We start from the raw sequence: 25532 nt of genomic DNA, 5'->3' as shown, positions 1-25532 counted from the left end.
CCGCTCGACCTGCGGTCGTCGCCCCGCCCGCCGTCCCGTTTGTGCGCCAATCATGGAGTGGCTGATGCTGGATAATTCCGAAGGTTACGTTACCGAAGACGGCCGCAAGATCGGCGGCGTGGTGATGGAGATGAAGAACATCACGCTGCGTTTTGGCGGTGTGGTGGCGATCAAGGATATCTCATTCGACATTCGCGAAGGTGAAATCCGGGCGATCATCGGGCCAAATGGCGCGGGCAAGTCCTCGATGCTGAACGTAATCTCAGGGTTTTATGTCCCGCAAGAGGGTGAGGTCTGGTTCCACGGCTCGAAACGCCCCCAAATGCGGCCTTTTGAGGTGGCGCAGCAAGGGATTGCACGGACATTCCAGAATATCGCCCTGTTCGAGGGGATGAGCGTGTTGGACAACGTTATGACCGGACGGCTGGGATACATGAAGACCAACATTTTTCAGCAGGCGCTTTGGAAGGGCAAAGCTGAAGCCGAAGAGACCGAGAACCGTGAGGCGGTCGAGAAGATCATTGATTTCCTTGAGATTCAGCACATCCGCAAGACGCCTGTATCCCGCCTGCCTTACGGCTTGAAGAAACGCGTCGAACTGGCCCGTGCGCTGGCGGCAGAGCCCAAGCTGCTGCTGCTGGATGAGCCGATGGCCGGGATGAATGTCGAAGAGAAAGAGGACATGAGCCGCTTTATTCTCGACGTGAATGACGAGTTCGGCACCACCATCGCCCTGATCGAGCATGACATGGGCGTGGTGATGGACCTGAGCGATCGTGTGGTCGTGATGGATTACGGCAAGAAGATTGGTGACGGCACGCCGGATGAGGTGCGCAACAATCAGGAAGTCATCGACGCCTATCTGGGGGTCAGCCATGACTGACGCTCGGGCTGAAATTTGGGGAGGCACCTATGCCTGAACAACTCGTATTTGCGATGGAGGTCATCCTCAACGGCCTGATGGCCGGGGTTCTCTATGCGTTGGTCGCGCTGGGCTTTGTACTGATCTACAAAGCTTCGGGGATTTTCAATTATGCACAGGGGGTTATGGCCCTGTTCGCGGCGATGACGCTGGTTGGGATAATGAACGGACAGGTACCGTTTGCGCATCTGATCAACGCGACCTTCGGGACCCATATTCACTATTTCGGATGGAACGTACCCGCCCTGTTTGCGATTATTCTGACGATGGGTGTGATGGTGCTGCTGGCCTGGTGCGTGCAGCGCTTTGTCATGCGGCATCTGGTCGGGCAAGAGCCGATCATCTTGTTCATGGCAACCATCGGTTTGGCCTATTTTCTTGAAGGCGTGGCCGACCTGATGTGGGGATCCGAGATCAAGAAGCTGGATGTGGGTCTGCCGCAGGGCATCAACCTTTGGCTCGACGAGACGACGTTCAACATATTCGACTACGGCTTCTTTATCGACAATCTGGATATCGTGGCGACGATCATTGCGGCGCTGCTGGTCGCAGCCTTGGTCGCGTTCAGCCAATACACCAAGCAAGGCCGTGCGATGCGCGCCGTGGCAGATGATCACCAGGCCGCCCTGTCGGTTGGGATTTCGCTGAATTTCATCTGGGTCATGGTCTGGTCGGTGGCCGGTTTCGTGGCTCTGGTCGCAGGCATCATGTGGGGCACCAAATCGGGCGTGCAGTTCTCGCTGTCGCTGATTGCGCTCAAGGCGTTGCCGGTACTGATGCTCGGCGGGTTTACCTCGATCCCCGGGGCCATCGTTGGTGGGCTGATCATTGGTGTGGGTGAAAAGCTGTTCGAGTTTGCCATCGGCCCGCTGGTTGGCGGTGCCACTGAGAACTGGTTTGCCTATGTGCTGGCGCTGATCTTCCTGGTGTTCCGACCGCAGGGTCTGTTCGGGGAGAAGATCATTGAGAGGGTGTAAGGCATGACCAAGCTTATCGCCATCATCAACGTGATCGCATGGGCCGGGTTCTGGGCTTTTGGGTATATCGCCCTGACGTCGAGCGATTTGACCGAAGGTCAGCTTGTGAATGCGGTGTTTCTGGCCTTTGCCGGGTTGGTCATGGGCATTCTAGCTTACATGAAACTGGTGCGTACCTCTGAGGCCACGGGATATGCCAAAGGGTCCAATCAACTGGACGTCACCGCCCGCAACCGGGCGCAAGAGAAGTGGGGACAGTAAGACATGTTCTATCGTGAGGCCGGGGATTTCAAAACCTCCTACACAGCTGACAGTCAGACATTCCCGATCAAGTTTGACCGGTATCGCTATTATGTCGTTCTGGCTGTGGCGTTCGGGATCATTCCGTTCATCATCAACGACTATTGGGCAAACGCCCTGCTGCTGCCTTTTCTGATTTACGCGATCGCGGCCATCGGGCTGAACATTCTGGTGGGCTATTGCGGTCAGGTGTCACTAGGTACCGGCGGGTTCATGGCTGTGGGGGCTTACGCCTGCTACAAGCTGATGACGGCCTTTCCGGATGTCAGCATGTTCATTCATGTCCTGCTGGCCGGAGGGATCACGGCCATTGTCGGCGTCTTGTTCGGCCTGCCAAGCTTGAGGATCAAAGGGTTCTATCTGGCCGTAGCCACGCTGGCGGCGCAGTTCTTCCTTGTGTGGCTGTTCAACCGGGTGCCGTGGTTCTACAACTACTCGGCTTCGGGCCAGATCAACGCACCGGAACGGGATGTGTTTGGGATCATCATAACGGGGCCAAACGCTCCGGCCTGGGCGACCTATCTGTTCTGCCTGATCTTCCTGAGTTTCTGCGCGATCATCGCGCGAAACCTGACGCGCGGCACTACAGGCCGCACCTGGATGGCCATACGCGACATGGATATCGCGGCTGAAATCATCGGTGTGAACCCGCTCAAGGCTAAATTGACCGCATTCGCCGTCAGTTCGTTCTTTGTTGGCATCGCCGGCGCGCTTTTCTTTGCAGTCTATTTGGGCGCGGTCGAAGTCGGAGAAGTCTTCGGTATCCAGAAATCATTCCTGGTGCTGTTTATGGTCATTATCGGTGGATTAGGCTCTATTTTTGGTTCCTTCGCGGGTGCTGCCTTCCTTGTGCTGCTGCCCGTGGTTCTGAAAGTCGTCGGCGTCGATGTGCTGGGCTGGCCTACGGATATTGTGGCCCACCTTCAGCTGGTGATCGTCGGCGCGCTGATCATCACATTCCTGATCCTCGAACCGCATGGATTGGCACAGCTGTGGCGTGTGGCGAAAGAGAAACTCAGACTCTGGCCGTTCCCGCATTAGCGGGCAGGCCCAATCAGAAGACGGGCGGAAAGCCCGGAACCCAACATCGGATCAACCAAGGGAGGAGACACCCGATGAACAAAAAACTGGTAACCCTGGCGCTAAGCGCGCTGATGGCCTCAGGCCCCGCACTGGCGGATCTAGTGATCCCGGACCTCAGCTATCGCACAGGGCCATACGCGGCGGGCGGGATTCCGTTCTCGGATGGCTACAACGATTATTTCACCCTACTGAACGAACGTGATGGCGGTATCGGCGGCGTTCCGGTGCGGGTGGTTGAATGCGAGACCGGATATAACACCGAAAAGGGCGTGGAATGTTATGAATCCACCAAAGGCGAAGGCGCGCTGGTGTATCAGCCGCTGTCGACGGGAATCACTTATCAGCTGATCCCCAAAGTGACCGCTGACGGCATTCCGCTGCACACGATGGGATATGGCCGCACCTCGGCTGCAAATGGCAAAGTGTTCAGCAATGTGTTCAACTATCCGGCCAACTACTGGAACGGGGCCTCGGGTGCGATCAATTATCTGCTGGATGAAAACGGCGGAGACCTGAGTGGCAAGAAAATCGCGCTGGTCTATCACAACTCGGCCTATGGCAAGGAACCGATCCGCACGCTTGAGATGCTGGCCGAGAAACACGGCTACGAGTTGACCCTGTTGCCGGTGGATCACCCCGGTCAGGAGCAAAAGTCGCAGTGGCTGCAGATTCGTCGTGAAAAGCCAGACTATGTGGTCATGTGGGGTTGGGGCGTGATGAATCAGGTCGCCGTGCAAGAGGCTGCCAACATCCGCTTCCCGATGGAGAATTTCATTGGCGTATGGTGGTCTGGTGCCGAATTCGACGTTGAGCCTGCGGGCGACAAGGCCACTGGCTACAAGGCGCTGACCTTCACCGGTTTGGGTGATGACTATCCGGTCTATGACGACCTGAAGAAATATGTCGCCGATGCGGGCAAGTCTGCGGGCGCGGGCGATCAGATGGGCGCGGTTCAGTATAACCGTGGTCTCTATGCGGCGATGTTGGCCTCTGAGGCCATCAAGACCGCGCAAGAGATGCACAGTGTTGCGGACATCACCCCTGCGATGATGCGTGATGGTATGGAAGCGCTGGAAATGACCAACGCCAAGATGGAAGGCCTCGGCATGTCCGGGTTCGGTCCTGAGTTCTCGGTCAGCTGTGAGAATCACGGCGGCCCGGGTCTGGTTGGTGTCGTTCAATGGGATGCTTCAACCGGAACCTGGAACCAGATCCAGGAGTTCAAGGCGACAGATGCCGAGGTGATTGGCCAGCTGATCGCCGAAGATTCCGCAGCCTATGCGGCCGAAAACAACATCTCGCCCCGCTGCGAATAAGCCACGATCTGCCCCGGGGCCGTCCCCGGGGCAGCCAACACTCCCGGAGCGGTGGCTTGCCTGCCGCTCCTGACGAACCGCCCTTATCGGGCAGGCATGAGGACACGCGCTGATGCTGGATGCGGCACAAACCACTGACGTGCAGGCGGAGACCCTGCTTGAGGTCAACAATATCGAGGTGATCTACAACCACGTGATCCTCGTGCTGAAAGGTGTCAGCCTGACTGTGCCCAAAGGGGGCATCACGGCCTTGCTCGGCGGGAACGGCGCTGGCAAGACCACCACACTCAAGGCGGTGTCCAATCTACTGCATTCCGAACGGGGTGAGGTCACCAAAGGCTCGATCAAGTATCGCGGCCAGAGTGTCCACGAAAGCGACCCGGCTGATCTGGTAGAAAAAGGCGTTATCCAGGTTATGGAAGGTCGCCACTGTTTCGAGCACCTCACCGTCGAAGAAAACCTGTTGACCGGCGCCTATACCCGCAAGGATGGTTCAGCTGCGATCCAGCGGGATCTGGAACTGGTTTACAATTACTTCCCGCGCCTGAAGGAACGTCGCCGCAGTCAGGCCGGTTATACTTCGGGTGGAGAGCAACAAATGGTAGCGATGGGCCGGGCGCTGATGTCGCGGCCTGAGACGATCTTACTGGACGAACCCTCGATGGGTTTGGCCCCGCAGTTGGTCGAAGAGATTTTCGGCATTGTGAAGGACCTGAATGAGAAAGAAGGCGTGTCTTTCCTTCTGGCCGAACAGAACACAAATGTGGCTCTTAGGTTCGCGCATTACGGCTATATTCTGGAATCCGGGCGTGTCGTGATGGACGGTCCTGCTGCTGAACTGCGTGAAAATCCCGACGTTAAGGAATTCTATCTCGGCATGTCGGACGATGGCCGAAAAAGCTTTCGCGACGTACGCTCATACCGCCGCCGCAAGAGATGGCTGTAGGTGGAAGGAGGATGTTTCGATGACTTATTTTGACAAGCTTGAAACCCGATCTGCCGATGAACGCGCAGCAGATCATGCGCGCGCCCTGCCAGAACAGATTGCCCGCGCCAAAAAAGCGCCGGGATACGCCGATATCCTGTCAGCAGTTCAGGCGGATTCGGTGACAGATATGCAGGCATTGGCGCAGCTTCCAGTGTTGCGGAAATCGGATTTGACCAAGGCTCAAGCCGGGCGGCCTCCATTCGGTGGTTTTACGGTTAAACCAGCGCGAAACTTTCAGCATGTGTTCCAGTCTCCGGGTCCGATTTACGAGCCCGGCAGCACCGATCATGACTGGTGGCGTATGGGGCGTTTTCTGAATGCCGCCGGGGTTGGACCGGGCGACATCGTGCAGAACTGTTTTGGTTATCACCTGACCCCTGCGGGCATGATCTTTGAAAGCGGCGCACAGGCCGTTGGCGCCTCGGTCCTGCCGGCCGGAACCGGCCAGACTGAATTGCAGGTGACTGCCGCGCGCGATGTGGGTAGCACCGCCTATGCCGGGACGCCTGACTATCTCAAGATCATTCTGGACAAAGCCGACGCAATGGGCGTGGCGCTGAGTTTTTCGAAGGCTGCTGTGGGTGGAGGTGCGCTGTTCCCGTCGCTGCGCCAAGAATATGCGGATCGGGACATTGCCTGTTTGCAATGCTATGCGACGGCTGATCTGGGCAATATCGCCTATGAAAGCCCCGCGATGGAGGGAATGATCATCGACGAACATGTAATCGTCGAGATCGTCACCCCCGGTACGGGTACACCGGTCGCGCCGGGTGAAGTGGGTGAGGTTGTGGTGACCACGTTCAACCCCGATTATCCGCTGATCCGTTTCGCCACAGGCGATCTCTCGGCGATGATGCCCGGTGAGTCCCCGTGTGGACGTACAAATATGCGCATCAAGGGCTGGATGGGTCGCGCCGATCAGACCACCAAGATCAAGGGTATGTTTGTGCGCCCCGAGCAGGTGGCCGCACTGGTCGACAAGCATGACGAGATCGTCAAGGCACGCGTCATCGCGGCCCGGCAGGGTGAAATGGACACGATGACCGTCCAGATCGAAAGCCCTTGCGAAAATGATGGCGCCTACGCGAAATCGGTCGTTGAGGTGCTGAAACTCAAGGGCGCGGTAGAGGTCGTGGCCCCAGGTTCTCTGCCCAAGGACGGGTTGGTGATTGAGGATCAGCGCGTCTACGATTGATGTGCAGCACTGGATCTGCGGAACAAGCTTCCGCAGAATTGTTATTTGCCGCACTGGTATTTCCAAGCGTTTTGGTCGATTAAAGGCGGAACCTTCGGGATTGTCAGACACGCATCATGGTCGAAATCGAATACGCAGAACACGGTACACGCAATCGCGGTGCGCTGGGCACGCGATTGGTGGCTGCGATTTCTTATACGGTCGCGGCAGCCTGCCTGTTGCCGATGGTCGCGGTGATTCTGGCGGCTATAACCGGCGGGACCGATACCGTTTCCCATTTGTTAGAGACTGTTTTGCCGGGATATGCGCTGACAACGGCTGTCCTTGTGGTGCTGGTTGCGGCGGGCACTTTCTCGATCGGGGTTGGGGCCGCATGGCTGGTGACAATGGCCCGGTTTCCGGGTGTGCGATTTCTTGAGATTGCGCTGGTTCTGCCGCTGGCATTCCCGGCCTATGTGCTGGCCTATGCCTATACCTTCATTCTCGACCACCCGGGAATCGTGCAATCCACACTGCGCAACATAACCGGCTGGGGGCCACGCGATTACTGGTTCCCCGAGATCCGCTCGACCGAGGGGGCGGCGGTCATGCTGATCCTCGTACTATATCCATATGTCTATCTGCTGGCGCGAGCGGCGTTCCTGCAGCAAAGTGCGACGGCCTTTCTGGCCGCCCGCGCGCTGGGCAATGGCCCTTGGTCCGCCTTCTGGCGCGTGTCTCTGCCAATGGCCCGCCCGGCCATTGCGGGGGGCGTATTGCTTGCGGTGATGGAGACCATCGCAGATTTCGGAACAGTGGCCTATTTTGGCGTGCAGACCTTTGCAACCGGTATCTACACCAGCTGGTTTTCCATGGCCGACCGCGCCGCTGCGGCGCAATTGGCGCTGTGTTTGCTTGCCTTTGCGCTGGTCATGGCTGTGGCTGAGCGCACACAGCGTGGCAAAGCGAAATACTATCAGGCAGGCAAAAACAGCAGGGCACAGGCTACGACGCGGTTAAGGGGTTGGCCTGCGGCGGCGGCCATTGTGCTTTGTGCAACTCCTGTGGTGTTTGGATTTCTGCTGCCGGTATTCATCTTGGTGCTGATGGGCCTTGAATCCGAGCAGAACCTGTTCACGACCCGGTATGCGGGATTTATCCGCAATTCACTGATCCTGGCTGGCACCGCAGCGGTGATCACGGTCAGCGCGGCGGTCAGTATCGGGTTCTTTCAGCGCCTCAGACCAGGGCGGGGTTCTGCCATCGCAGGGTATCTGGCGCGTTTGGGATATGCGGTTCCAGGAGGGGTAATTGCTGTCGGTCTGATTGTGCCATTTGCCGGTTTTGATAACGCGCTGGACGGCTGGATGCGGAAAACATTCGATATTTCAACAGGCTTGCTGGTAACCGGCTCGATCTGGCTGTTGGTTGCGGCTTATATGGTGCGGTTCCTTGCGGCGGCTCTCAGCGCTTATGAGGGCGGGCAGAGCACCGTGCACGCCAATATGGACGCAGCTGCGCGATCATTGGGGCAGACGCCGCTGGGCACACTGCGCCGGGTACATCTGCCGATCCTGACACCATCGCTGTTGACGGCCTTGCTGATCGTTTTCGTGGATGTGATGAAAGAACTGCCCGCGACGCTGATCATGCGGCCCTTCAATTTCGACACTTTGGCAGTGCAGGCCTACCGTCTGGCCTCGGACGAACGGCTTGAGGGGGCGGCGGTACCGTCGCTGGTTATTCTGGCTGTCGGGCTTCTGCCGGTGATCCTGATTTGCCGTCAGGTTGGGCGGCGATAGCTGTCGGGCGCTTCAAAAATACAACACCGATTTAGCGTCGGGCTTGATTCGACAGCGATTTCCGGCAAGGCTTGTTGTATGAACATGCAGCCTCCCAGCCGGTTCGGGCCCGGCTCTGCCCAGATGCCGATCGCGTTTGATCGACGCGAAATGTCTCATATCCTGTCTGTCTATGGCCGAATGGTCGCCGCCGGTGAATGGCGCGATTACGGGATATCTAACCTGCGGGATATGGCGGTGTTTTCCATTTTCCGGCGCACCGCCGAGCATCCGATATACCGTGTCGAAAAACACCCTCGCCTGAGATTGCGACAGGGGATGTATTCAGTGGTGGGCATGGATGGGCGCATCCTGAAACGCGGGCATGATCTGCGGGCGGTGCTCAGGGTACTGGAACGCAAGCTGATCCGGGCGGTTGACCTGGATTAGAGCCGCTTATGCGCCGTAACCGGCCCATCACCCTGCGCCGCAATGCGGGCAATCGCCTGATCCATAGGCTCTAGCGCAACAGCCATGTGATAGGCATTGGCATGAAGCAGCAGGTTCTTGGCCGCGACCCAGGCCACATGACCTTTCCAGCACAGAAGATCGCCACGCTGTTCGGCTTCGCCTGTTGGCAATAGCTGACCAACTTCGCGCTCCTGATCGCTACTGTCCCCCGGACAAGGGATACCGCAGGCCAGCAATGCAGCCTGCACCAGGCCCGAGCAATCCAGCCCGAACCGGCTGTTGCCCCCCCACAGATAAGGCGTGCCCAGAAACAGTTCTGCTGCGGCAACGGGATCGGTCAGCCGGGAATAGGCGGGCACCGCGTGAACCGCCGGAATGAACCCAAGCGTTGTTTGCAGAAATCCGTCCTGTTCCGACAGGGCTCGGACCTTGCTGCCAAAGCTCAATGAGGTTTGATCACGGCTTTTCATATCCGGCTGCTCATAGGCATGGGTTGAGGCCGCCACAATCCAGTGGGTCTGCGGCTCGATCGGGCCCAGATGTTTTGCAGCGACCCACCCTTGATATCCGTCTTTTCTGGCCGTGATCTTGCGCCAGTCAACTTGTTCTTCGGTTACGGTCACTATGTCGCCGAACAACAGCTGCCGGTCGCGCGGGCCGTCAGGTTGGCGCAGCAGGTTGATGACCGGATGGATGATGCGTGCCTGAGTCATAGGTCAAGGATCTCTGGTAATGCCGTCAGCAGGGCGCGAGGACCTTGCCCCAAGCCGCCTTTGCTGTGGCCGGGTTCCTTGCTGCGCTGCCAGGAATAGATGTCGAAATGCAAGTAACGGCTGTCCGCTGCAAAGCGACGCAGGAACAGCGCTGCGGTGATTGACCCGGCAAACCCTCCCGCCGGCGCGTTGTCTAGATCGGCGATACCGGGTTCGATCATGGCCTCGTAGGGGTTGTGAAAAGGCAGCCGCCAGACCGGATCAGCGGCGGCTTGTCCTGCGCGCGCCAAAGCATCAGCAGCGATGTCGTCATCAGTGTAGAACGGCGCAAGGTCGGGCCCCAACGCCACCCGAGCGGCGCCCGTCAATGTGGCCATCGAGATCAATAGATCCGGCGCCCCCTCGTGCGCCAGCGCCAGCGCATCTGCAAGCACCAACCGCCCTTCGGCATCGGTGTTGTTGATCTCGACTGTCAGCCCGTTGCGCGCCGTCAGGATGTCGCCGGGGCGGAAAGCGTTGCCCGCAACTGCGTTCTCGACCGCAGGGATCAGCACCCGCAGCTGTAGTTTCATGTCCAGCGCCATGATCATTCGGGCCAGACCCAGGACATTGGCGGCCCCGCCCATATCCTTTTTCATCAATCCCATCGAGGCGCCGGGCTTGAGATTGAGCCCGCCGGTATCAAAACAGACCCCCTTGCCCACCAATGTCAGTTTCGGACCGCTGCTGCCCCAGTTCATCTCGATCAATCGGGGCGCCTGTTCAGCGGCGCGTCCTACCGCATGGATCATCGGAAAACCCTGATCCAGCAGCGCTTCACCGCTGATGACCGAGCAGCCCGCACCGTATTCCTGTGCCAGCGTCTCAGCAGCGCGCTGTAACTGCTCAGGCCCCATATCCGAGGCGGGTGTATTGACCAGATCGCGCGTCAATGCCTCGGCATTCGCCATGATCTCGATCCGTGCAGCGTTCACACCTTCCGGGGCGATCAGCGCGGCGCTGGCCGGGCTTTGCGCCGCATATCGATCAAAGGCATAGCCAGTCATGAGCCAGCCGAAGCACTCGGCCTCAAGCGCTTCGACGGGAACGCCCGAGGCGATGTGATAGGTGCCTTTAGGTAAGGAGTCTGCCGCTGCGGCCAAGGGAAACCGCTTTCGCGCCCGTATTGCCGTGGTGCCATATCCTGCCAGCGCACATGATGGTGTGCCATCCAGGCTGGGGATCAGAAGGGCTTGACCCAGCGCGCCAGAAAATCCGTCAGCTGCAATCCAGCTCTGTACAGGGTCCGGTTGATCCGCCAACCAGCCCTCCAGATCGGATTGTGCCAGAACATGCAGCGGCAGTGATGGGTCTGAGGCGGGGGCAAAGAACAAGGTCATTCGTGTCTCGGCTGGTTGAACTTACGCCCAGACTAGCTGTCTGCGGCGCACCCGCAACCCCCCTCAGACCGACAGGTCCTGCTGATCCCAGACGGCGGTCAGTGACCGCTCTCCAACCCGGATCAGGCGACTGAGAGTAGCCCCTGTTGCCACCGCATCCCCGCTATCGACCGTATGTGCCACGTCGCCGGCCACACGCGCCAGTGCGGTCATCCCGACCTGCTCGGATATGGCGATTAGTGATTTGGCACATTTGCGCAGTCCGACCCAATCCCGTTTTCGCCAGAACCGTTCGCAGTTGGACAGGCGAACCGCCAGTTCCTCGACAGTGCGGCATAACACGTCCTGCGCATTGGTATCGCCGAGCTGATGGTACAGGCTGCTCAGCCGATCTGGGTCCAGACGTACGGATTCTTTTTGTTCAAGCGTGATTATCTTATCCACCACATTCACCCCAATTGATATGCCCCCACGGCATGTGGCAACCCTGTCCTGAAATACCTTTGCAATTCCTTGCCGTGCAGCGGGATAATGTCTCGAATTTTGTGCGAATTCGGGTTACAGAGCGAGCCAGTCAAATTTACAGGGGCATGAAAATGAACTTTGCCAAACCTTTGCCGAACTACTTGGTCAAACGGTACCATGGCTGGAAGGCAACGACCTATTCCGAAAATCAAGTCTGGTACCGGCGTCTGGCGACCGAAGGGCAACGCCCCCGTGCGATGGTCATTTCATGCTGTGACAGCCGGGTGCATGTAACCTCGATCTTCGGCGCCGATCAGGGTGAGTTCTTCATTCATCGCAACATCGCCAATCTGGTGCCGCCCTACGCGCCGGACGGGGATCACCACGGCACCAGTGCCGCCATCGAATACGCGGTGACTGCCCTGAAAGTTGCCCATCTGATCGTGCTGGGTCATTCCCAGTGTGGGGGTGTGCAGGGCTGTATCGATATGTGCAAAGGTCAGGCCCCACAGCTGGAAGCAAAAGAGAGCTTTGTCGGCCGTTGGATGGATATCCTAAAGCCAAAGTTTGATCTGGTCGCCGATGTCGAAGACAGCACCGATCAGGCCCGTCAGCTCGAACGTCAGGCCGTTGTGGCCTCGCTTGAGAATCTGATGACCTTCCCGTTTGTGTCTTCCGCCGTTGAGGCAGGATCGCTCAGCCTGCATGGGCTATGGACTGATATCGGCGAAGGCGGTCTGCAGTGTTATGATCCGAAAGAAGGTAAATTTTCTGAAGTCTGACGGAATCGGGCAGAGAATTACATAATGGCGCGGATCAGGTTTCTGATTTCGCGCCATTTTTGTTATGATCCGAGTGACTTGGTTGGAATCGGATTGGACCCATGCGATTGATTAAACGTATTTTTGTCATCCTGATTGTGATTGTTCTGGCGCTTGTCGGGGTCTCTTATCTTCTGCCCGGCAAGGCCGAGGTATCGCGCAGCATCACCATCGACGCCCCTGCTGCTGCGATTTTTCCTTATGTGAACTCGATGCAAGAGACCGAGAAATGGTCACCCTGGCTGTCGCGCGACCCGGAAACCAAGCTTAGTTATACTGGCCCGGATGCCGGGGTCGGAAATACGCTGAGTTGGAGTTCTGAGAACCCGCAGGTGGGCACCGGCACACAGGAAATTATCGAAAGCAACCCGGATCAATCCGTCAGAACCGCACTGGATTTTGGTCCCATGGGTACTGCCGTCGCCTCGTTCCAGTTGCAATCCGAAGGCTCGGGTACCCAGGTGACGTGGGGCTTCGTCTCGGAACTGGGCATGAACCCCATGTCCCGCTGGATGGGTTTGATGATGGATAAATGGGTGGGCGCTGATTATGAGCGCGGCTTGGAAAACCTCAAGGCATTGGTCGAGGGGCAGGGGTGAAACAGCAGATTGTGAGTATCTCTTCGATGTCTGCTTTGAGCCCGAACTACTTGTGCTGCGCTAGGCGCATATGTCTGCTAGAACGAATGTGTTAATAAGCAAATTCGGTGGATTAGTTGACACAAACTTCTAGCAGGCGCGTACCTGATCCGAATGTGAAACTTGAGTGCAAGCCTCGTGTTTACCGATCCTCTATTGGGCTGAATTTCTGGTACGACTATTTTTCCGGGGCGATTGTAACCAATGATCCAACGACCTCAATTCGGTTCATCGATGCAAACCGGGGGATGGACAGTGTTATGTTCGTCTACATAGAGATCGACGGTATAAGGATGCAGATTGCCCAAAAGAATGGCAGGCCCTTCCCGCCCAGCGTCTATCGAGGTCCAAAGTATTCAACAACTTGGGTCATAGGATCGCTCGGTATACCGATCTATCGTTCTCAATTAACAAATGGCTACAGGTCACTGGGGGAAGCCCACTTCGATCCTTCTAGCGGATATGATCCCATCGCCATCGACCGAGGGTTTTCATCAAAGAAGCAGCAGAGCACTGCCGTATCGTTCATTAGCGACGCGCTACAAAGGTACAGTGGTGAGTGGATCGGAGCATGTCGGGGCGAAGAACAACAGGCAGAGGTTTATTTTCGGCCAGAGTTGGAAGAACAACTGGAGAATGGGGAACTACTACTTCCTAGGTGAGCTCTCCAAAAACAGACATCAAGCATTACAGGTGAATGGCGGCTTTGTCCGCAATGCCGCTGTTTCTAGTGCTGGGCGTTGCGAATGCAGAGAAGGGTTATTGTGCGCTCCGAACACTCCGCCTATCGACAAAACAATAAACCCCACTGGCGGTGCAGCGGGGTTTACTCAGCCAGAGATTACGGTTCGGGCCTTAACCCTTCTTCAAAACCTCACGGCCTAGAAGTTCAGCGATCTGTACCGCGTTCAGGGCGGCGCCCTTGCGCAGATTGTCGCTGACACACCACAGGTTGATACCATTCTCGATGGTCGAATCCTGACGGATGCGGCTGATGAAGGTGGCGAAATCGCCCGCGCATTCGATGGGTGAGACGTAGCCACCATCCTCGCGCTTGTCGATCACCATGATGCCAGGTGCTTCGCGCAGGATGTCGCGGGCTTCGTCTTCGTCCAGGAATTCTTCGAACTCGATATTCACGGCCTCAGAGTGGCCGACGAATACCGGTACGCGGACGCAGGTTGCGGTGACCTTGATCGACGGGTCGACGATCTTTTTGGTCTCGACAACCATCTTCCACTCTTCCTTGGTCGAGCCGTCTTCCATGAAGACGTCGATCTGCGGAATGACGTTGAAGGCGATCTGTTTCTGGAACTTCTTCGGCGGCACGTCCGTGGTGGGGTTGTAGATGGCTTTGGTCTGATCCCAAAGTTCATCCATGCCCTCTTTGCCGGAACCCGACACTGACTGATAGGTTGACACAACAACGCGCTTGATGCGTGCGCGATCATGCAGCGGCTTCAGCGCGACAACCATCTGCGCGGTCGAGCAGTTGGGGTTGGCGATGATGTTCTTGTTCTTGTAGCCATGGATCGCCTCGGGGTTACATTCCGGCACGATCAGCGGAATGTCCGGATCATAGCGATAAAGCGATGAGTTATCGATCACCACGCAGCCAGCCTTGGCCGCCTTGGGGGCGTAGACTTTAGTGGCCTCAGAGCCCACGGCAAACAGCGCCATGTCCCAGCCGGTGAAATCGAACGTGTCCAGGTCTTTGGTCGTGAGTGTCTTGTCGCCAAAAGTCACCTCGGTACCCAGCGAACGACGGCTTGCAAGTGCTGCAAGTTCATCGACAGGGAACTGGCGTTCTGCCAGGATGTTCAGCATTTCGCGGCCCACGTTACCCGTGGCGCCGACGACTACGACGCGATAGCCCATTTCATGTCTCCAAAGTTAAGGACGCGCGTTCATAGCTGCGTTGCGGCAAAGAAAAAAGGGCTTTCGGGCTTTAATTCACCTGCCCACACCGATTTGTCACGGTTGCAGGCGCTAGCCTTCGTCCAGAAGGTGTCGATAGACCTTCACAATCGCCTGCGCCTCACCTTCGATTCGAAAGTTTTGTTCGACATGCGCGCGCGCCACCTGCCCTGCAGCGGCGAGCGCGGCGCGGTCCTGCAGCATGTCCTCCAACGCCCCGGCCAACGCTGCTGCGTTGTCTTTTTCGACCAGCCGCCCGGTTTCGCCATCTTTGATTTGCGCACTGAACGCGCCGACCCCGTGACAAGCAATGGCCGGCACGCCCGAGGCCATCGCCTCGATCGGGGTCAGGCCGAATCCTTCGTGGCGGGCGGGGGCGACGAACAGGTCAAGCGCGCGGTAGGTTTCGACGATTTCTTCCCAGGGACGCTCACCCAGAAAATGAACACGGTCGCCAAGACCTGCGTCTTGCAACTTTTGTTCTTGTTCGGTCTGAAATGCTTCGAATTCTTTGGTGGCGCGGCCGGTGAAGATCACATGGGCGTCCGCATGATTGGGCAGAACCTTTAGCGCGGCCTCAACCAACAGATCGACCCCTTTCTGAGGGCGGATGCGGCCAAAACATCCGATCAGCACACCCTCGGGCAGGCCCAGCTTCTGACGCAGGGCTTGCTTGTCCTCAGACGGGTGGAACAGCTCGGTATTCACACCATGCATTATGACCGTTGCGGGATGTTCAAGAAACGAGGCCGCCTGAGGCGTCGTCGCAATCAGCGCGTCCATTTTACGGATCAGCCGTTTTGTGAACCCGGAATGATCCCGCTGCGCGGCGGAGGTGAACAGCAGTTTGTAGTTGCGCCGGAACACCGTGCGCAGGAACAGGCCCATCAGCATCTCAGTATTTCGACGCGCGTGCCAGACCCGTTTGCGATTGGGCAGCAACAACAGTTTCCAGAGTCTGATATGGGGTAATTCATCCGGCAGGCCGGGGCCAGTGGCGCGTATACCGATCATTTTGTCCTGGATCGGCAACAGCCGGATCACCGTGGTTGTCACGCCCGACAGGGAATGTTTCAGATTGGGCGCAATCACCTCAATGTCCTGCACGGGCGGCCTCCGGTCCCTTAGTCCACGCTGTCCCGACTGAATAGATAGATCACGCAGCCAATAGCAAGAGTGACAGCGAAAAACGCAAAAATTGCTGAATATGGTGCCGTTGGGCTGATTTCGATGCTGGCCGCGTGGATGCGTCCGGTGGCAAATTGCGCCAGTCCGACCCCGCCAATGCCAAACAGGTTCAGCAAAGTGACGCCGCGCCCGACCAGATGCGCCGGGATAAAAGCCCGCCCATGGGCCATGATGACCGGAAAGCTGGCGCCCAGAAACCCAATGATCGCCAGAAGAAGAACCGATATCCAGACGCCGCCATCGATCCACAAGCATAGCAATCCCAAAGCCGCCGCTCCCAGCGCGTTACCGCCAAAGATCACCCATTTGCGCGTGTTCAGGATGCGATCCAAAGGCCCATAGGCAAAGGTTCCCGCAATCATAGCGGCGCCCATGATCAGTGTTGCCTGCCCGATCTGTGTCGTGCTGAGGTCAAAGACATCGCGCAAGTAAGGCCCCGCCCAAAGTCCGCGCAGGGCTGCCGAGGGGGCATATGCCACCAGCATCAGCGGTAGGATCGTCCACAGGGCGGGTTCCTTCAGAAGGTCCAAAAGTGACCCCTTGTGCGCGGTCTCGACCCGCTTGGGATCATGCACCGTCAGCCAGATGCCAGTTGCGACAATCGCCGAGACAACCGCCAGCCCGGCCAGCGTGGTACGCCAGCCCATCAGCTCGACCGCGAGCGCCGTGGGGTAGGACGCCACCAAATTGCCGACTGAGCCCACGCCCAGCATCACAGCAGCCAGCGTGGCGAATTTCGCAGGTGGAAACTCTCGGGCAAAGATATAATAAGACGCCATCAGAACGGGTGAGCATCCGACCCCGATCAACGCCATAGCCAGTGCCACATGGAACGGAGTTGTTGCCATGGCGAACAGCGCCGCTCCGCCCCCGCCGCCGATCAGCAACAGCGCGGCAGTGCTGCGCCTTGGGCCGATCCGATCCAGCGCCCACCCCACCGGGATTTGCATTGCCGCAAAGATCAGAAACCAAAGGCCCGAGGCAAAGGCCAGATCTTCGGGCGATGCGCCGATATCGCTGCCCAGATCAGTGGTCAGTACGGCCAGAAAGGCGCGGAAAAACTGGCTGAGCACATAGGCCAGACACAATACCACCAACCCTGCCTGCATCTTCTGCCCCTTCGCCCGAATGCCTTGATGCGATGCTTGGCACGTCGATTGGGCCTGCACAAGCGCACCAGACATTTGATAGGGGCAGACATCCTCAACAATTGGGCTATCTTCTGATCAGTTTTAGCATTTTCAGAGAGCAACATGCCCCCTTCGGACCTTGAGTTTTATGATTCTGTTCCAATTTCGGACAACTTCCTGCGCCTCAGCGATCCCGCCCAGTTCACACCTCTGCCTGATACATGGTTTTTGGGGGTGGCAGATATCGTGGACTCGACCGGAGAAGTCGCGCGTGGGCGATACAAGACCGTCAACATGGTTGGGGCCGCGGTAATATCAGGCATGATTAATGCGCTGGGCGGGCGGGTATTCCCCTATGTCTTCGGCGGCGATGGTGCTGGATTTGTGGTGCCGGGGCAGGATGCAGAAACCGCAAGAGAAACGTTGGCGTCTCTACAAAATTGGGCCGAATCAGAATTCGCCATCACACTGCGCGCGGCGCTGGTTTCCGTAGTAGATATCCGCGCCGGGGGGCGCGATTTGCGGGTCGCCCGCTACGCTCCATCCAGCGGTGTTGACTATGCGATGTTTACGGGCGGTGGTTTGGCCTGGGCCGAAGCGCAGATGAAATCAGGGCACTTTATCATTCAACAGGCCGGACCTGACGCGCAACCCGATCTGACCGGTCTGTCCTGTCGCTGGTCCAATAGTCCGGCCCGTCATGGTCAGATCGTATCTTTGGTGATTCAACCAACATCTGAGGCGAGTGAGGCAGATTTCTCCGCTCTGGCCCAATCCGTTCTGTCAGCGGCCGAGGGGTTGGAGCGCGCCGGTCACCCGGTACCTTCAAAAGGTCCGCCGATGCGTTGGCCCCCGCCAGGCGTTGATATCGACGCCCATGTTTCACGCGCCGGGCGCAATCTGATTGTCCAGAAGATACGGCTTACAATTGGCAATATGTTGATTGGGTTGCTGTTCAAAACCGGGATACGCCTGGGGCAGTTCGAACCCAACCACTACAAAGAGATGGTCAGCCGAAACGCTGATTTCCGCAAGTTCGATGACGGGCTGAAAATGACGTTGGATTGTGATCCGGCCACCTTGGAGCAGATCACCCGAATGTTGGAACAGGCACAGGCGCAGGGCAAAATCCGATATGGCCTGCACGCCCAGCAAGAAGCTATGATGACCTGCTTTGTGCCCTCGGCCACGCGCGACGATCACGTACATTTCGTCGACGGAGCCTCGGGCGGTTACACTCAGGCCGCGGCGGCAATGCGGGCTTAAATCCCGCGTGCGATCTCGGTGATCACGTCATATGCCATCATGACGTCTTGTTCTGTGGTTTCGAATTGACCAGCCTGAAAACGGATCACCAGATCTCCATCCACGCGGGTCTGGGTCAGGTATATTCGGCCGTCATCGTTGATTGCATTCACGAGTCGCAGGTTGAGGTCATCCAAATCGACGGCGCCGTCCGGCTCATATCGGAAGGTCCATAGCGACCACATCGGTGGCGTGACGATCCGGAAATCTGGTTCGGCCGCCAGCCGATCATGCAGCGCGACCGACCAGTTGACGTGATTGCGCAGCCGTTGGCGGAGCCCCTCTAGCCCATAGGTGCGGATGACAAACCACAGTTTCAGCGCACGGAAGCGGCGGCCCAGCGGCACTGACCATTCCGAGTAATTGATGATGCCATCCTTGCCGTGGGTCTTCAGATATTCGGGGCTGATTGCCAGTGTGCGGACCAGATCATCGGGGTCTTTCAGAAAATGCGCGCAACAGTCAAATTGGACGCCCAGCCACTTGTGCGGGTTGAAGACAATGCTGTCGGCCTGATCGATTCCGGGCCAGTAATGGCGATACTCGGGACAGATCATTGCCGACCCTGCCCATGCGGCATCGACATGGGTATAGAGCCCGTACTTCCGCGCAATCTCAAGGCAGCGATCTACCGGATCGGTTGCGCCGGTTCCAGTTCCTCCCACACACAGAATAACACCGGTTGGTTGATACCCAGAGTCTAAATCGACTTGAATCGCTGCTTCCAGTGATTCCGGGTTCATCCCGCGCCAGTCGCCTTGAACCGGAATGCGTATCAGATTGTCCTGTCCGATGCCGGCAACCCATATGGCGCGGTCGATCGATGTATGCACCTCGGACGAGCAGTATATGCGCAGTGGTTTATGACTGAACAAACCTTGGCTATTGCCCTGCCAGTTCATGGCTTTTTCACGCATGGTCAGCACCGCTGCCAGCGTCGCGGAGGAGGCCGAGTCTTGAATGACACCTGCGAACCCATCTGGCAGGTCCAGTGCGGTGCGCAGCCAGTCCATCATCCGCGTTTCCATCTCGGTCGCAGCGGGTGAGGTCTGCCACAACATGCATTGCGGCGCGATGGCGCTGGCCAGAAACTCGGCCAGCACCGATGGGGCCGAGGCATTCGAATTGAAATAGGCAAAGAACCGAGGGTGCTGCCAATGTGTGATGCCGGGCATCACGATCTGTTCGAAATCGCGAAAGATATCTTCGATCGCTTCACCTTGCTCGGGAGGATGAGCGGGCAGGGCGTTCAGAACATCACCGGGTTCGGTCCGGGCACGCACAGGCTTTTTGCCGACGCTCAGATGATAATCCTGCGTCCAATCCGCAATTTTCTTGCCCCAGTCGGAAAATTCGTCCCACTTCATCTCTGGCTCTCCATCATCAGTGCCATACCAGCAGGCCCCCGCCTTTGCCGGAGTCCATACAACACCTTCATCTACAGTTCTCAATGTATATATTAAACAAGTTAAGTAAATTGTAGTGTGATCGAAACGACTAAACCAACGATCTATTGCGAAACAACTGGAATTGCGTAAAAATTCCTTATGTCGAAGAATTTGCCACTGACGTCCCGTTCACTACCGATTGCGCTATTGCGCGCACGGGAGAGGGTGATGGGCCCGATCCGTGGCGTACTGGCCGATGCAGGCGTTACCGAACAGCAATGGCGTGTTCTGCGTGTTCTGCAGGAAGAGGGCCCGCAGGAACCGACTCAGATCGCTGTGCGCGCCTGTCTTCTGCTGCCCAGCCTGACGCGCATTCTGAAAAAGCTGGAAGACAAGAAGTTGATCGTTCGGAAGCCTGACACCAAAGACCGTCGCCGTCAGATTGTCGAGATCAACGAAGATGGGTTGCAGATTATCCATGCCAACTTGCCGGAAATGTTGCAGCTGGCGGAGCACACGCGCTCCCGGTTGGGGGCTGAGCGGCATGAGATGCTGCTGGATCTTCTGGGTGAGCTTCACGACTTGGAAGGCTAATTTCACCTACGTATCAGGCTCTAATAAAGGTCGTTTGTTGAGTCAAATAACCGAGCTGATCGCTGTCGGCGGCAAGCTTACTGGATCAGAAAGCAAAATCCGTTGCCCGCCCGGTCTTCGCGTCGTAGCCTGCGAAGTACTTTGAACAAACGGTTTGTTGGAGATGGATGGGCCCAAGCCGCCAAACCCGGCGCAATCTGAAGACGCTGGATCGCAGAACCTAAGCGCACTTGTTGGCGCGCGCGTGCGCCGAGCCCGGCAGATACGCGGCATCCCGCGCCGGGTGCTGTCGGAAAGCTCGGGCGTTTCGCCTCGCTATTTGGCTCAGCTTGAAGCGGGGGCAGGCAATATCTCGATCGGTGTTCTGCAGCGTATTGCACGGGCGTTGGACTATAAGGCCGAATGGCTGATCGGAGAAGACGATCCATGGGATTCGGACGCTTGGCAGATGCAGGAGCTATTCCGGAAGGCCAGCGATGACGTGAGAGAAAGCGTTATTCAGGTGTTACGCCCTCGACCTGACGACGACGCTCGGGCGCAACGTGTGTGCCTGATTGGCTTGCGAGGCGCGGGTAAGTCCACTCTGGGTGCCATGCTTGGTGCCTCGCTTGGGCTACCCTTTGTCGAGCTGACGGCTCGGATTGAGGAAATGGCCGGGATGCCATTGTCCGAAGTGATGGCCTTTTACGGGCAGGAGGGGTATCGCAATCTTGAAGCACAGGCGCTGGATCGAGTTATCACGGAGCATGATCGCATGGTATTGGCCGTTGCGGGCGGGATCGTTTCCGAACCCTCGACCTATACCACGCTGCTCAGCCGGTTTCATACCGTCTGGCTGCGGACTTCGCCGACCGAGCATATGGAAAGAGTGAGAGCCCAGGGCGATGAGCGTCCGATGGCTGGAAACCCCAGGGCGATGGAGCAACTCAAGTGCATTTTGGCCAGTCGCGAGGCGTTGTACGGACGGGCAAACGCACAGATGGACACATCGGGACGAACCCCGGAGGCGTCACTGAAAGACTTGCGGAATCTTGTGGATGAACATGGGTTTCTGACAAAATAATAGGCTCTATTTGGGGCTTTTTAGCCAATTATCCGCAAACGTGACCTTACCCAGGTCAGTAAATCTCCGAACCCGGTCAAGCTCGGCCTGCAGCCGCCGGGTCCGTGTATCTGACCAGCGGACCGAGCGTTCAGGCCACATTGCACGAATGTGCAATAAGTCGTGGTCACGCTGCGCCTTCATGTCGATGCGCCCGATCAGTCGATCCCCTTCCAACAACGGGAAGACATAATAGCCATAGATGCGCTTGGGTTCGGGGACAAACACCTCAATACGATAGTGGAACCCAAACAAACGCTCGGCCCGGTTCCGGTCGCGCAGCATCGGATCAAAGGGGCTGAGAATCCTGATCCGCCCTGGCGCATCGTGCAATGCCGCAGCTTGTTCGCAGGTGCCGGGCCGGGCAAAGACTTTACGCTCTCTCCCATCTGCGCATTCAAGGCCGATTTCTTCAATATCGCCGCGCGCCAGAGCCTGCCCACACCAGATCTTTGCTTCTGTCGCGCTGACCGTATCCCAAAATGCAGCGATCTCACCGGACGTGGCAATGCCCAGCCGATCAAACGCTGCATTGCACAGCCAATCGACAGTCGCCTCGGCATCGCACGTATCACCGGGGCAGAGATGCGCATCTAACACACGCTCGGTCAGATCATAGCGTTTCTGAAACCCATCGCGCCCTACAACCGTCAAGGCGCCGGACCGCCAGAGGTATTCCAGCGCGGTCTTGGACGGGTGCCAGTCCCACCAACCGCCCGAGCCTTTCTTTTCGTCCTTGCCCACGTCGGACGACCCGACCGGACCATGGTCACGGATATGTTGCAGAACCGTTTCAAATTTCTGCTCAAACCCGTCACGCCGCCAGTTCTTCCAGCGCGCTTTCAGCATATCGGCGTCGCGCAGGAACCTTAGGTGCCAGTGGCGATAGAATTCGATCGGAATGACGGCTGCATCATGAGTCCAATGCTCAAAAAGCGCCCGGTCGCGTTCATACAATTGCTTGAGATGGCGCGCGCGATAGCTGGGTCTGCGCGCATACAGGATCATGTCATGGGCGCGTGCGACCGTGTTGATGCTGTCAAGCTGGACAAAGCCCAGACGATGGATCAGCTGCAGCAGATCCTCACCTTTCGACCCTCCTGTGGGTTGCTCCAACAGCGCATGGCGATCCATGAACAGGGCGCGCGCGGCGCGATTGTCCAGCCGTTGCAATGCCATCCCGTTTTAGCGCCGTTTCAACGTGTCACCATAACTGATCTTGGGGGTCAGTGTGACGCGGGTTTCGACCTCCGCGTCCGGCTCGGCGAGTTTTGCGGCGATGATCTCGGCCGCGGTCCGGCCGATCTCGGTCCGGCAGGCATCCATTGTGGCCAGTTTACGCGGTAGACCTTGCAGCAGCTCAACGTTGTTGAATCCGGCCAATCCGATTTGACCGGGCACATCAATGCCCTGATCCAACAGATACAACAACCCGCCAGCGCCGATCATATCGTTGGAATAATACAGAAAATCCAAATCGGGTGAGCGGTCCAACATCGCCTGGGTCATCTCACGCCCCTTGGCCAGAGCCGAGCCGCCCGAATAAAACTCGCGGTCCTCAATCTCGACCCCATGCTTGCCCAGCACTTCGGTAAAGCCTTCGAACCGTTTCCGCGCGCGATGATCCAGCGGCATTTTGGTGCCCATAAAGCCGATATGCTCATATCCGGCCTTCAGGATCGCCTGCGCCATCTCTCGCCCGGCGCGACGGTGTGATATGCCGACCATCGCATCGACGGGCTTGCCATCGGTATCCATGATTTCGACCACTGGAATACCGGCTGAATCCAGCATAGTACGCGCCGCCTCGGTGTGTTCCAGCCCGGCGATGATCACGCCCGAAGGCCGCCACGAGAGCATCTCGTACAGAACCTTTTCTTCCTTCTCGGGCAGATAGTCAGTCACGCCAACCACGGGCTGCAATTCGGTATCCTCCAGCACCTGATTGATGCCTGTCAGAACCTCGGGAAAAACCATGTTCGACAGCGATGGAATGATCACCGCCACCAGGTTCACCCGGCTTGAGGCCAGCGCGCCGGCGATCTTGTTGGGCACATATCCCAGGTTTTTTGCAGCCGCCAGAACGCGGACGCGGGTGGCATCCGACACATCACCGCGATTGCGCAGCACCCGGCTTACGGTCATTTCCGACACTCCGGACGCTTCCGAGACATCACGAAGGGTAAGCGGACGTTTTGTTTCTGTTGTCACCGGAGTACCTGCATTGTTTGTTTGACCGATGGTAGCGTGAACAGGGCAATCTGTTCAACTGTTACGCAAAACTCATGACAACCCGAAAAAAGCCCGCTACAGAAAGCGGAACGCGGCCCCGTGGCTCAACTGGATAGAGCAGCCCCCTCCTAAGGGGCAGGTTGCAGGTTCGAATCCTGCCGGGGTCGCCAATTTTCCCAAACCCTTATTTTATTGACGATATATCAAGCGTGGTGTTACGGGTGTGGTAGAGTTACACCACGATTTTACACTACGAATGAGCAGACCATGAGTAATGATAGGAACCTTGAGCAGCCACGTGGACCCGGTACAGCGTGGCGGTTTCGCATGTCTACGCCCAAAGTTCTAAAGGGAACCACCGACCCCGAGACAGGCAAAACCTTTGGTCGAAACATCATCAGAAGCCTTGGAGGCGTTAAGCACAAAGCGACGGCACGTAAGTTGCGCGATGTGGAATTGAGCAAGGTTCGAGAGCTAGAACTGCAGGCGCTGGGCAGGAACCGTTACAGCCTTGCTGCTGCAGACCGATGGGCGGAGGCAATGGCGGACCCAGACCCAGAGGCTGCGATATTGGCGCGTGGTGTGTTCTATGATGAGGTCGGGAGAGCGCCCAGCGCAGTGCGAGATGCGTTTGGGAAACGGGGTATGGCCAAATCCAAACCACTGGCTGAGATGGTTGAGGCGTATATTGAAGCCAGAGCGCCGGGGAATGCTGCGGGCTACGAGCCACTACGCGGGTCTACAATCAATGATTTCAGGACGGCAGTTAGGTACTTAGTGGACTACTTAGGCCAGCCTATCGAAAACCACTATGTCGATGACGTTGGAGAAGTGGACGCAGAGACCTTCCGTGAGTTTCTCGGTGACCTTGTAAGTGAGCGGACCGCGCGACCACTTGCGGGCGCTACCATCCAGAAGTACATGACCCAACTCCGGACGTTCTGGAAGTGGTGTGTTTCAAGGAAGAAAACGACCCATAAGAAAGCGACGCCGTTCACGTTGGATGATAGTCTGACAAGGGAAGCAGCTACGCCGACACGCAAGCGGGCAATGTATGCTCCAGACCAGACCAGAGCCCTCTTTGCGGCGCGCTCAGAGCAAACACCAGTTGGCGCGATGGTTAGATTAGGATTGTTGCTGGGTGCGCGTATTTCTGAACTGGTGCGATTGAATGTTCAGGATGTGGACGAGGATAGAGGCGGGTTCAAAATTGTCGTCGGTAAGACAAACAATGCCACACGCTGGATACCAATTCCGACCGAACTGCAACCGATGGTAAGCCAACTTTGTGCGGACGCGGGGACCAATGGGCGCTTGTTGGGCGCGTTTAGCTTGGACAAACGGACAGGCAACAGTAAGCAAGCCAGTCAGGCATACAGTCGCCTCAGGGACGAGGTCATAGGCAAGCCCGAGGGTGACATATTGCTGGACTTTCATTCGCTGAGACACACATGGCGGACATTCGCACACAGGGCAGGTGTGTCGGACAGCGATGCGGAACAGCTAGGGGGTTGGGCTAAGGATGAGCGTAGGTCCAGCGAGATATATAATCACGGGCTGGGTCGCGATGAATTGCGGGAGGTACAGCGCCGGATTGTGGATAGGATGAAAAGCGACGGGTACCTTAAGGGGCTCTAGGATACACCGC

Annotated in this window: 24 protein-coding genes and 1 tRNA gene; 16 read left to right on the top strand and 9 right to left on the bottom strand. The window is 57.4% G+C overall.

All coding sequences use genetic code 11. The annotated features are described in order from the left end of the window. The first annotated feature begins 64 nt into the window (after positions 1-64). From BLU89_RS14005 to BLU89_RS13965, 9 genes are all read left to right on the top strand, one after another. Positions 65-883 (top strand): ABC transporter ATP-binding protein, encoded by an 819-nt coding sequence (locus tag BLU89_RS14005; protein WP_074737595.1) that lies wholly within the window; start codon positions 65-67, stop codon positions 881-883. Between the two features lie 29 nt (positions 884-912). After that, the gene (locus tag BLU89_RS14000) at positions 913-1899 is read left to right on the top strand and encodes a branched-chain amino acid ABC transporter permease (protein WP_074737462.1); all 987 of its coding nucleotides are present in this window, start codon (positions 913-915) and stop codon (positions 1897-1899) included. 3 nt (positions 1900-1902) lie between these two features. Continuing rightward, positions 1903-2160, top strand: coding sequence for a hypothetical protein (locus tag BLU89_RS13995; protein WP_074737461.1), 258 nt, complete (start codon positions 1903-1905; stop codon positions 2158-2160). Positions 2161-2163: 3 nt separating this feature from the next. Next, a complete protein-coding gene (locus BLU89_RS13990; RefSeq protein WP_074737460.1) occupies positions 2164-3240 on the top strand; it encodes a branched-chain amino acid ABC transporter permease in 1077 nt (358 codons plus the stop codon). 74 nt (positions 3241-3314) lie between these two features. Further along, positions 3315-4598: an ABC transporter substrate-binding protein gene (locus tag BLU89_RS13985; RefSeq protein WP_074737459.1), complete on the top strand. Its 1284-nt coding sequence runs from the start codon at positions 3315-3317 to the stop codon at positions 4596-4598. Positions 4599-4710: 112 nt separating this feature from the next. Continuing rightward, positions 4711-5544 carry an ABC transporter ATP-binding protein gene (locus tag BLU89_RS13980; RefSeq protein WP_074737458.1) on the top strand — a complete coding sequence of 278 codons (834 nt, stop codon included), beginning with the start codon at positions 4711-4713 and terminating at the stop codon, positions 5542-5544. 19 nt (positions 5545-5563) lie between these two features. Continuing rightward, entirely contained in the window at positions 5564-6781 is a 1218-nt protein-coding gene (locus BLU89_RS13975) for a phenylacetate--CoA ligase family protein (protein WP_074737457.1), read from the top strand. Between the two features lie 116 nt (positions 6782-6897). Beyond that, complete coding sequence (locus tag BLU89_RS13970) at positions 6898-8562, top strand: ABC transporter permease (protein WP_074737456.1); 1665 nt, start codon at positions 6898-6900, stop codon at positions 8560-8562. A gap of 78 nt (positions 8563-8640) precedes the next feature. Then, the gene (locus BLU89_RS13965; RefSeq protein ID WP_074737455.1) at positions 8641-8991 is read left to right on the top strand and encodes a DUF2794 domain-containing protein; all 351 of its coding nucleotides are present in this window, start codon (positions 8641-8643) and stop codon (positions 8989-8991) included. Here BLU89_RS13965 and BLU89_RS13960 read toward each other — a convergent pair. The 3 genes from BLU89_RS13960 to BLU89_RS13950 all read right to left on the bottom strand — a co-directional run bounded on the left by BLU89_RS13960 (position 8988) and on the right by BLU89_RS13950 (position 11557). Next, the gene (locus tag BLU89_RS13960; RefSeq protein ID WP_074737454.1) at positions 8988-9725 is read right to left on the bottom strand and encodes a C40 family peptidase; all 738 of its coding nucleotides are present in this window, start codon (positions 9723-9725) and stop codon (positions 8988-8990) included. The two genes, BLU89_RS13965 and BLU89_RS13960, sit on opposite strands and share 4 nt — an antisense overlap. After that, on the bottom strand, positions 9722-11104 hold the full coding sequence (locus tag BLU89_RS13955; protein ID WP_074737453.1) for a leucyl aminopeptidase family protein: 1383 nt from the start codon (positions 11102-11104) through the stop codon (positions 9722-9724). The genes BLU89_RS13960 and BLU89_RS13955 overlap by 4 nt, the downstream gene beginning before the upstream one ends. A 63-nt stretch (positions 11105-11167) precedes the next feature. After that, positions 11168-11557, bottom strand: a complete 390-nt coding sequence (locus tag BLU89_RS13950; RefSeq protein ID WP_074737452.1) for a hypothetical protein — start codon at positions 11555-11557, stop codon at positions 11168-11170. 143 nt (positions 11558-11700) lie between these two features. Here BLU89_RS13950 and BLU89_RS13945 point away from each other — a divergent pair, with 143 nt between their 5' ends. Both BLU89_RS13945 and BLU89_RS13940 read left to right on the top strand, forming a co-directional pair. After that, complete coding sequence (locus BLU89_RS13945) at positions 11701-12351, top strand: carbonic anhydrase (RefSeq protein ID WP_074737594.1); 651 nt, start codon at positions 11701-11703, stop codon at positions 12349-12351. Between the two features lie 101 nt (positions 12352-12452). Beyond that, the gene (locus BLU89_RS13940) at positions 12453-12989 is read left to right on the top strand and encodes an SRPBCC family protein (RefSeq protein WP_074737451.1); all 537 of its coding nucleotides are present in this window, start codon (positions 12453-12455) and stop codon (positions 12987-12989) included. A gap of 894 nt (positions 12990-13883) precedes the next feature. Here BLU89_RS13940 and BLU89_RS13930 read toward each other — a convergent pair. The 3 genes from BLU89_RS13930 to BLU89_RS13920 form a co-directional block, all read right to left on the bottom strand. After that, positions 13884-14906 (bottom strand): aspartate-semialdehyde dehydrogenase, encoded by a 1023-nt coding sequence (locus tag BLU89_RS13930; protein ID WP_074737449.1) that lies wholly within the window; start codon positions 14904-14906, stop codon positions 13884-13886. A gap of 111 nt (positions 14907-15017) precedes the next feature. Beyond that, positions 15018-16052, bottom strand: a complete 1035-nt coding sequence (locus BLU89_RS13925) for a glycosyltransferase family 4 protein (protein ID WP_074737448.1) — start codon at positions 16050-16052, stop codon at positions 15018-15020. 17 nt (positions 16053-16069) lie between these two features. Then, positions 16070-17242, bottom strand: a complete 1173-nt coding sequence (locus tag BLU89_RS13920) for an MFS transporter (protein WP_074737593.1) — start codon at positions 17240-17242, stop codon at positions 16070-16072. Positions 17243-17386: 144 nt separating this feature from the next. On the opposite strand from BLU89_RS13920, the gene BLU89_RS13915 reads away from it, so the two are divergent. Further along, positions 17387-18529, top strand: a complete 1143-nt coding sequence (locus BLU89_RS13915) for a DUF3095 domain-containing protein (protein ID WP_074737447.1) — start codon at positions 17387-17389, stop codon at positions 18527-18529. Here BLU89_RS13915 and BLU89_RS13910 read toward each other — a convergent pair. Further along, complete coding sequence (locus tag BLU89_RS13910; protein WP_074737446.1) at positions 18526-19935, bottom strand: pyridoxal phosphate-dependent decarboxylase family protein; 1410 nt, start codon at positions 19933-19935, stop codon at positions 18526-18528. The two genes, BLU89_RS13915 and BLU89_RS13910, sit on opposite strands and share 4 nt — an antisense overlap. Positions 19936-20115: 180 nt before the next feature. On the opposite strand from BLU89_RS13910, the gene hpaR reads away from it, so the two are divergent. Next, positions 20116-20550 carry a homoprotocatechuate degradation operon regulator HpaR gene (gene hpaR, locus BLU89_RS13905; RefSeq protein ID WP_074737445.1) on the top strand — a complete coding sequence of 145 codons (435 nt, stop codon included), beginning with the start codon at positions 20116-20118 and terminating at the stop codon, positions 20548-20550. 163 nt (positions 20551-20713) lie between these two features. After that, a complete protein-coding gene (locus BLU89_RS13900) occupies positions 20714-21613 on the top strand; it encodes a helix-turn-helix transcriptional regulator (RefSeq protein WP_074737444.1) in 900 nt (299 codons plus the stop codon). Between the two features lie 6 nt (positions 21614-21619). Here BLU89_RS13900 and BLU89_RS13895 read toward each other — a convergent pair whose 3' ends face one another. Beyond that, positions 21620-22831: a winged helix-turn-helix domain-containing protein gene (locus tag BLU89_RS13895; RefSeq protein ID WP_074737443.1), complete on the bottom strand. Its 1212-nt coding sequence runs from the start codon at positions 22829-22831 to the stop codon at positions 21620-21622. A 6-nt stretch (positions 22832-22837) separates the two neighbouring features. Further along, the gene (locus BLU89_RS13890) at positions 22838-23863 is read right to left on the bottom strand and encodes a LacI family DNA-binding transcriptional regulator (RefSeq protein WP_074737442.1); all 1026 of its coding nucleotides are present in this window, start codon (positions 23861-23863) and stop codon (positions 22838-22840) included. Between the two features lie 114 nt (positions 23864-23977). Here BLU89_RS13890 and BLU89_RS13885 point away from each other — a divergent pair. Together BLU89_RS13885 and BLU89_RS13880 are read left to right on the top strand one after the other, a co-directional pair. Further along, positions 23978-24054 (top strand) — tRNA-Arg (locus BLU89_RS13885). A gap of 97 nt (positions 24055-24151) precedes the next feature. Continuing rightward, positions 24152-25522 carry a tyrosine-type recombinase/integrase gene (locus BLU89_RS13880; protein ID WP_074737441.1) on the top strand — a complete coding sequence of 457 codons (1371 nt, stop codon included), beginning with the start codon at positions 24152-24154 and terminating at the stop codon, positions 25520-25522. Positions 25523-25532 lie beyond the last annotated feature (10 nt).

The organism is Ruegeria halocynthiae, assembly GCF_900106805.1.
Classification (GTDB): domain Bacteria; phylum Pseudomonadota; class Alphaproteobacteria; order Rhodobacterales; family Rhodobacteraceae; genus Ruegeria; species Ruegeria halocynthiae.
This window is presented reverse-complemented; position numbering and strand designations above follow the sequence as displayed.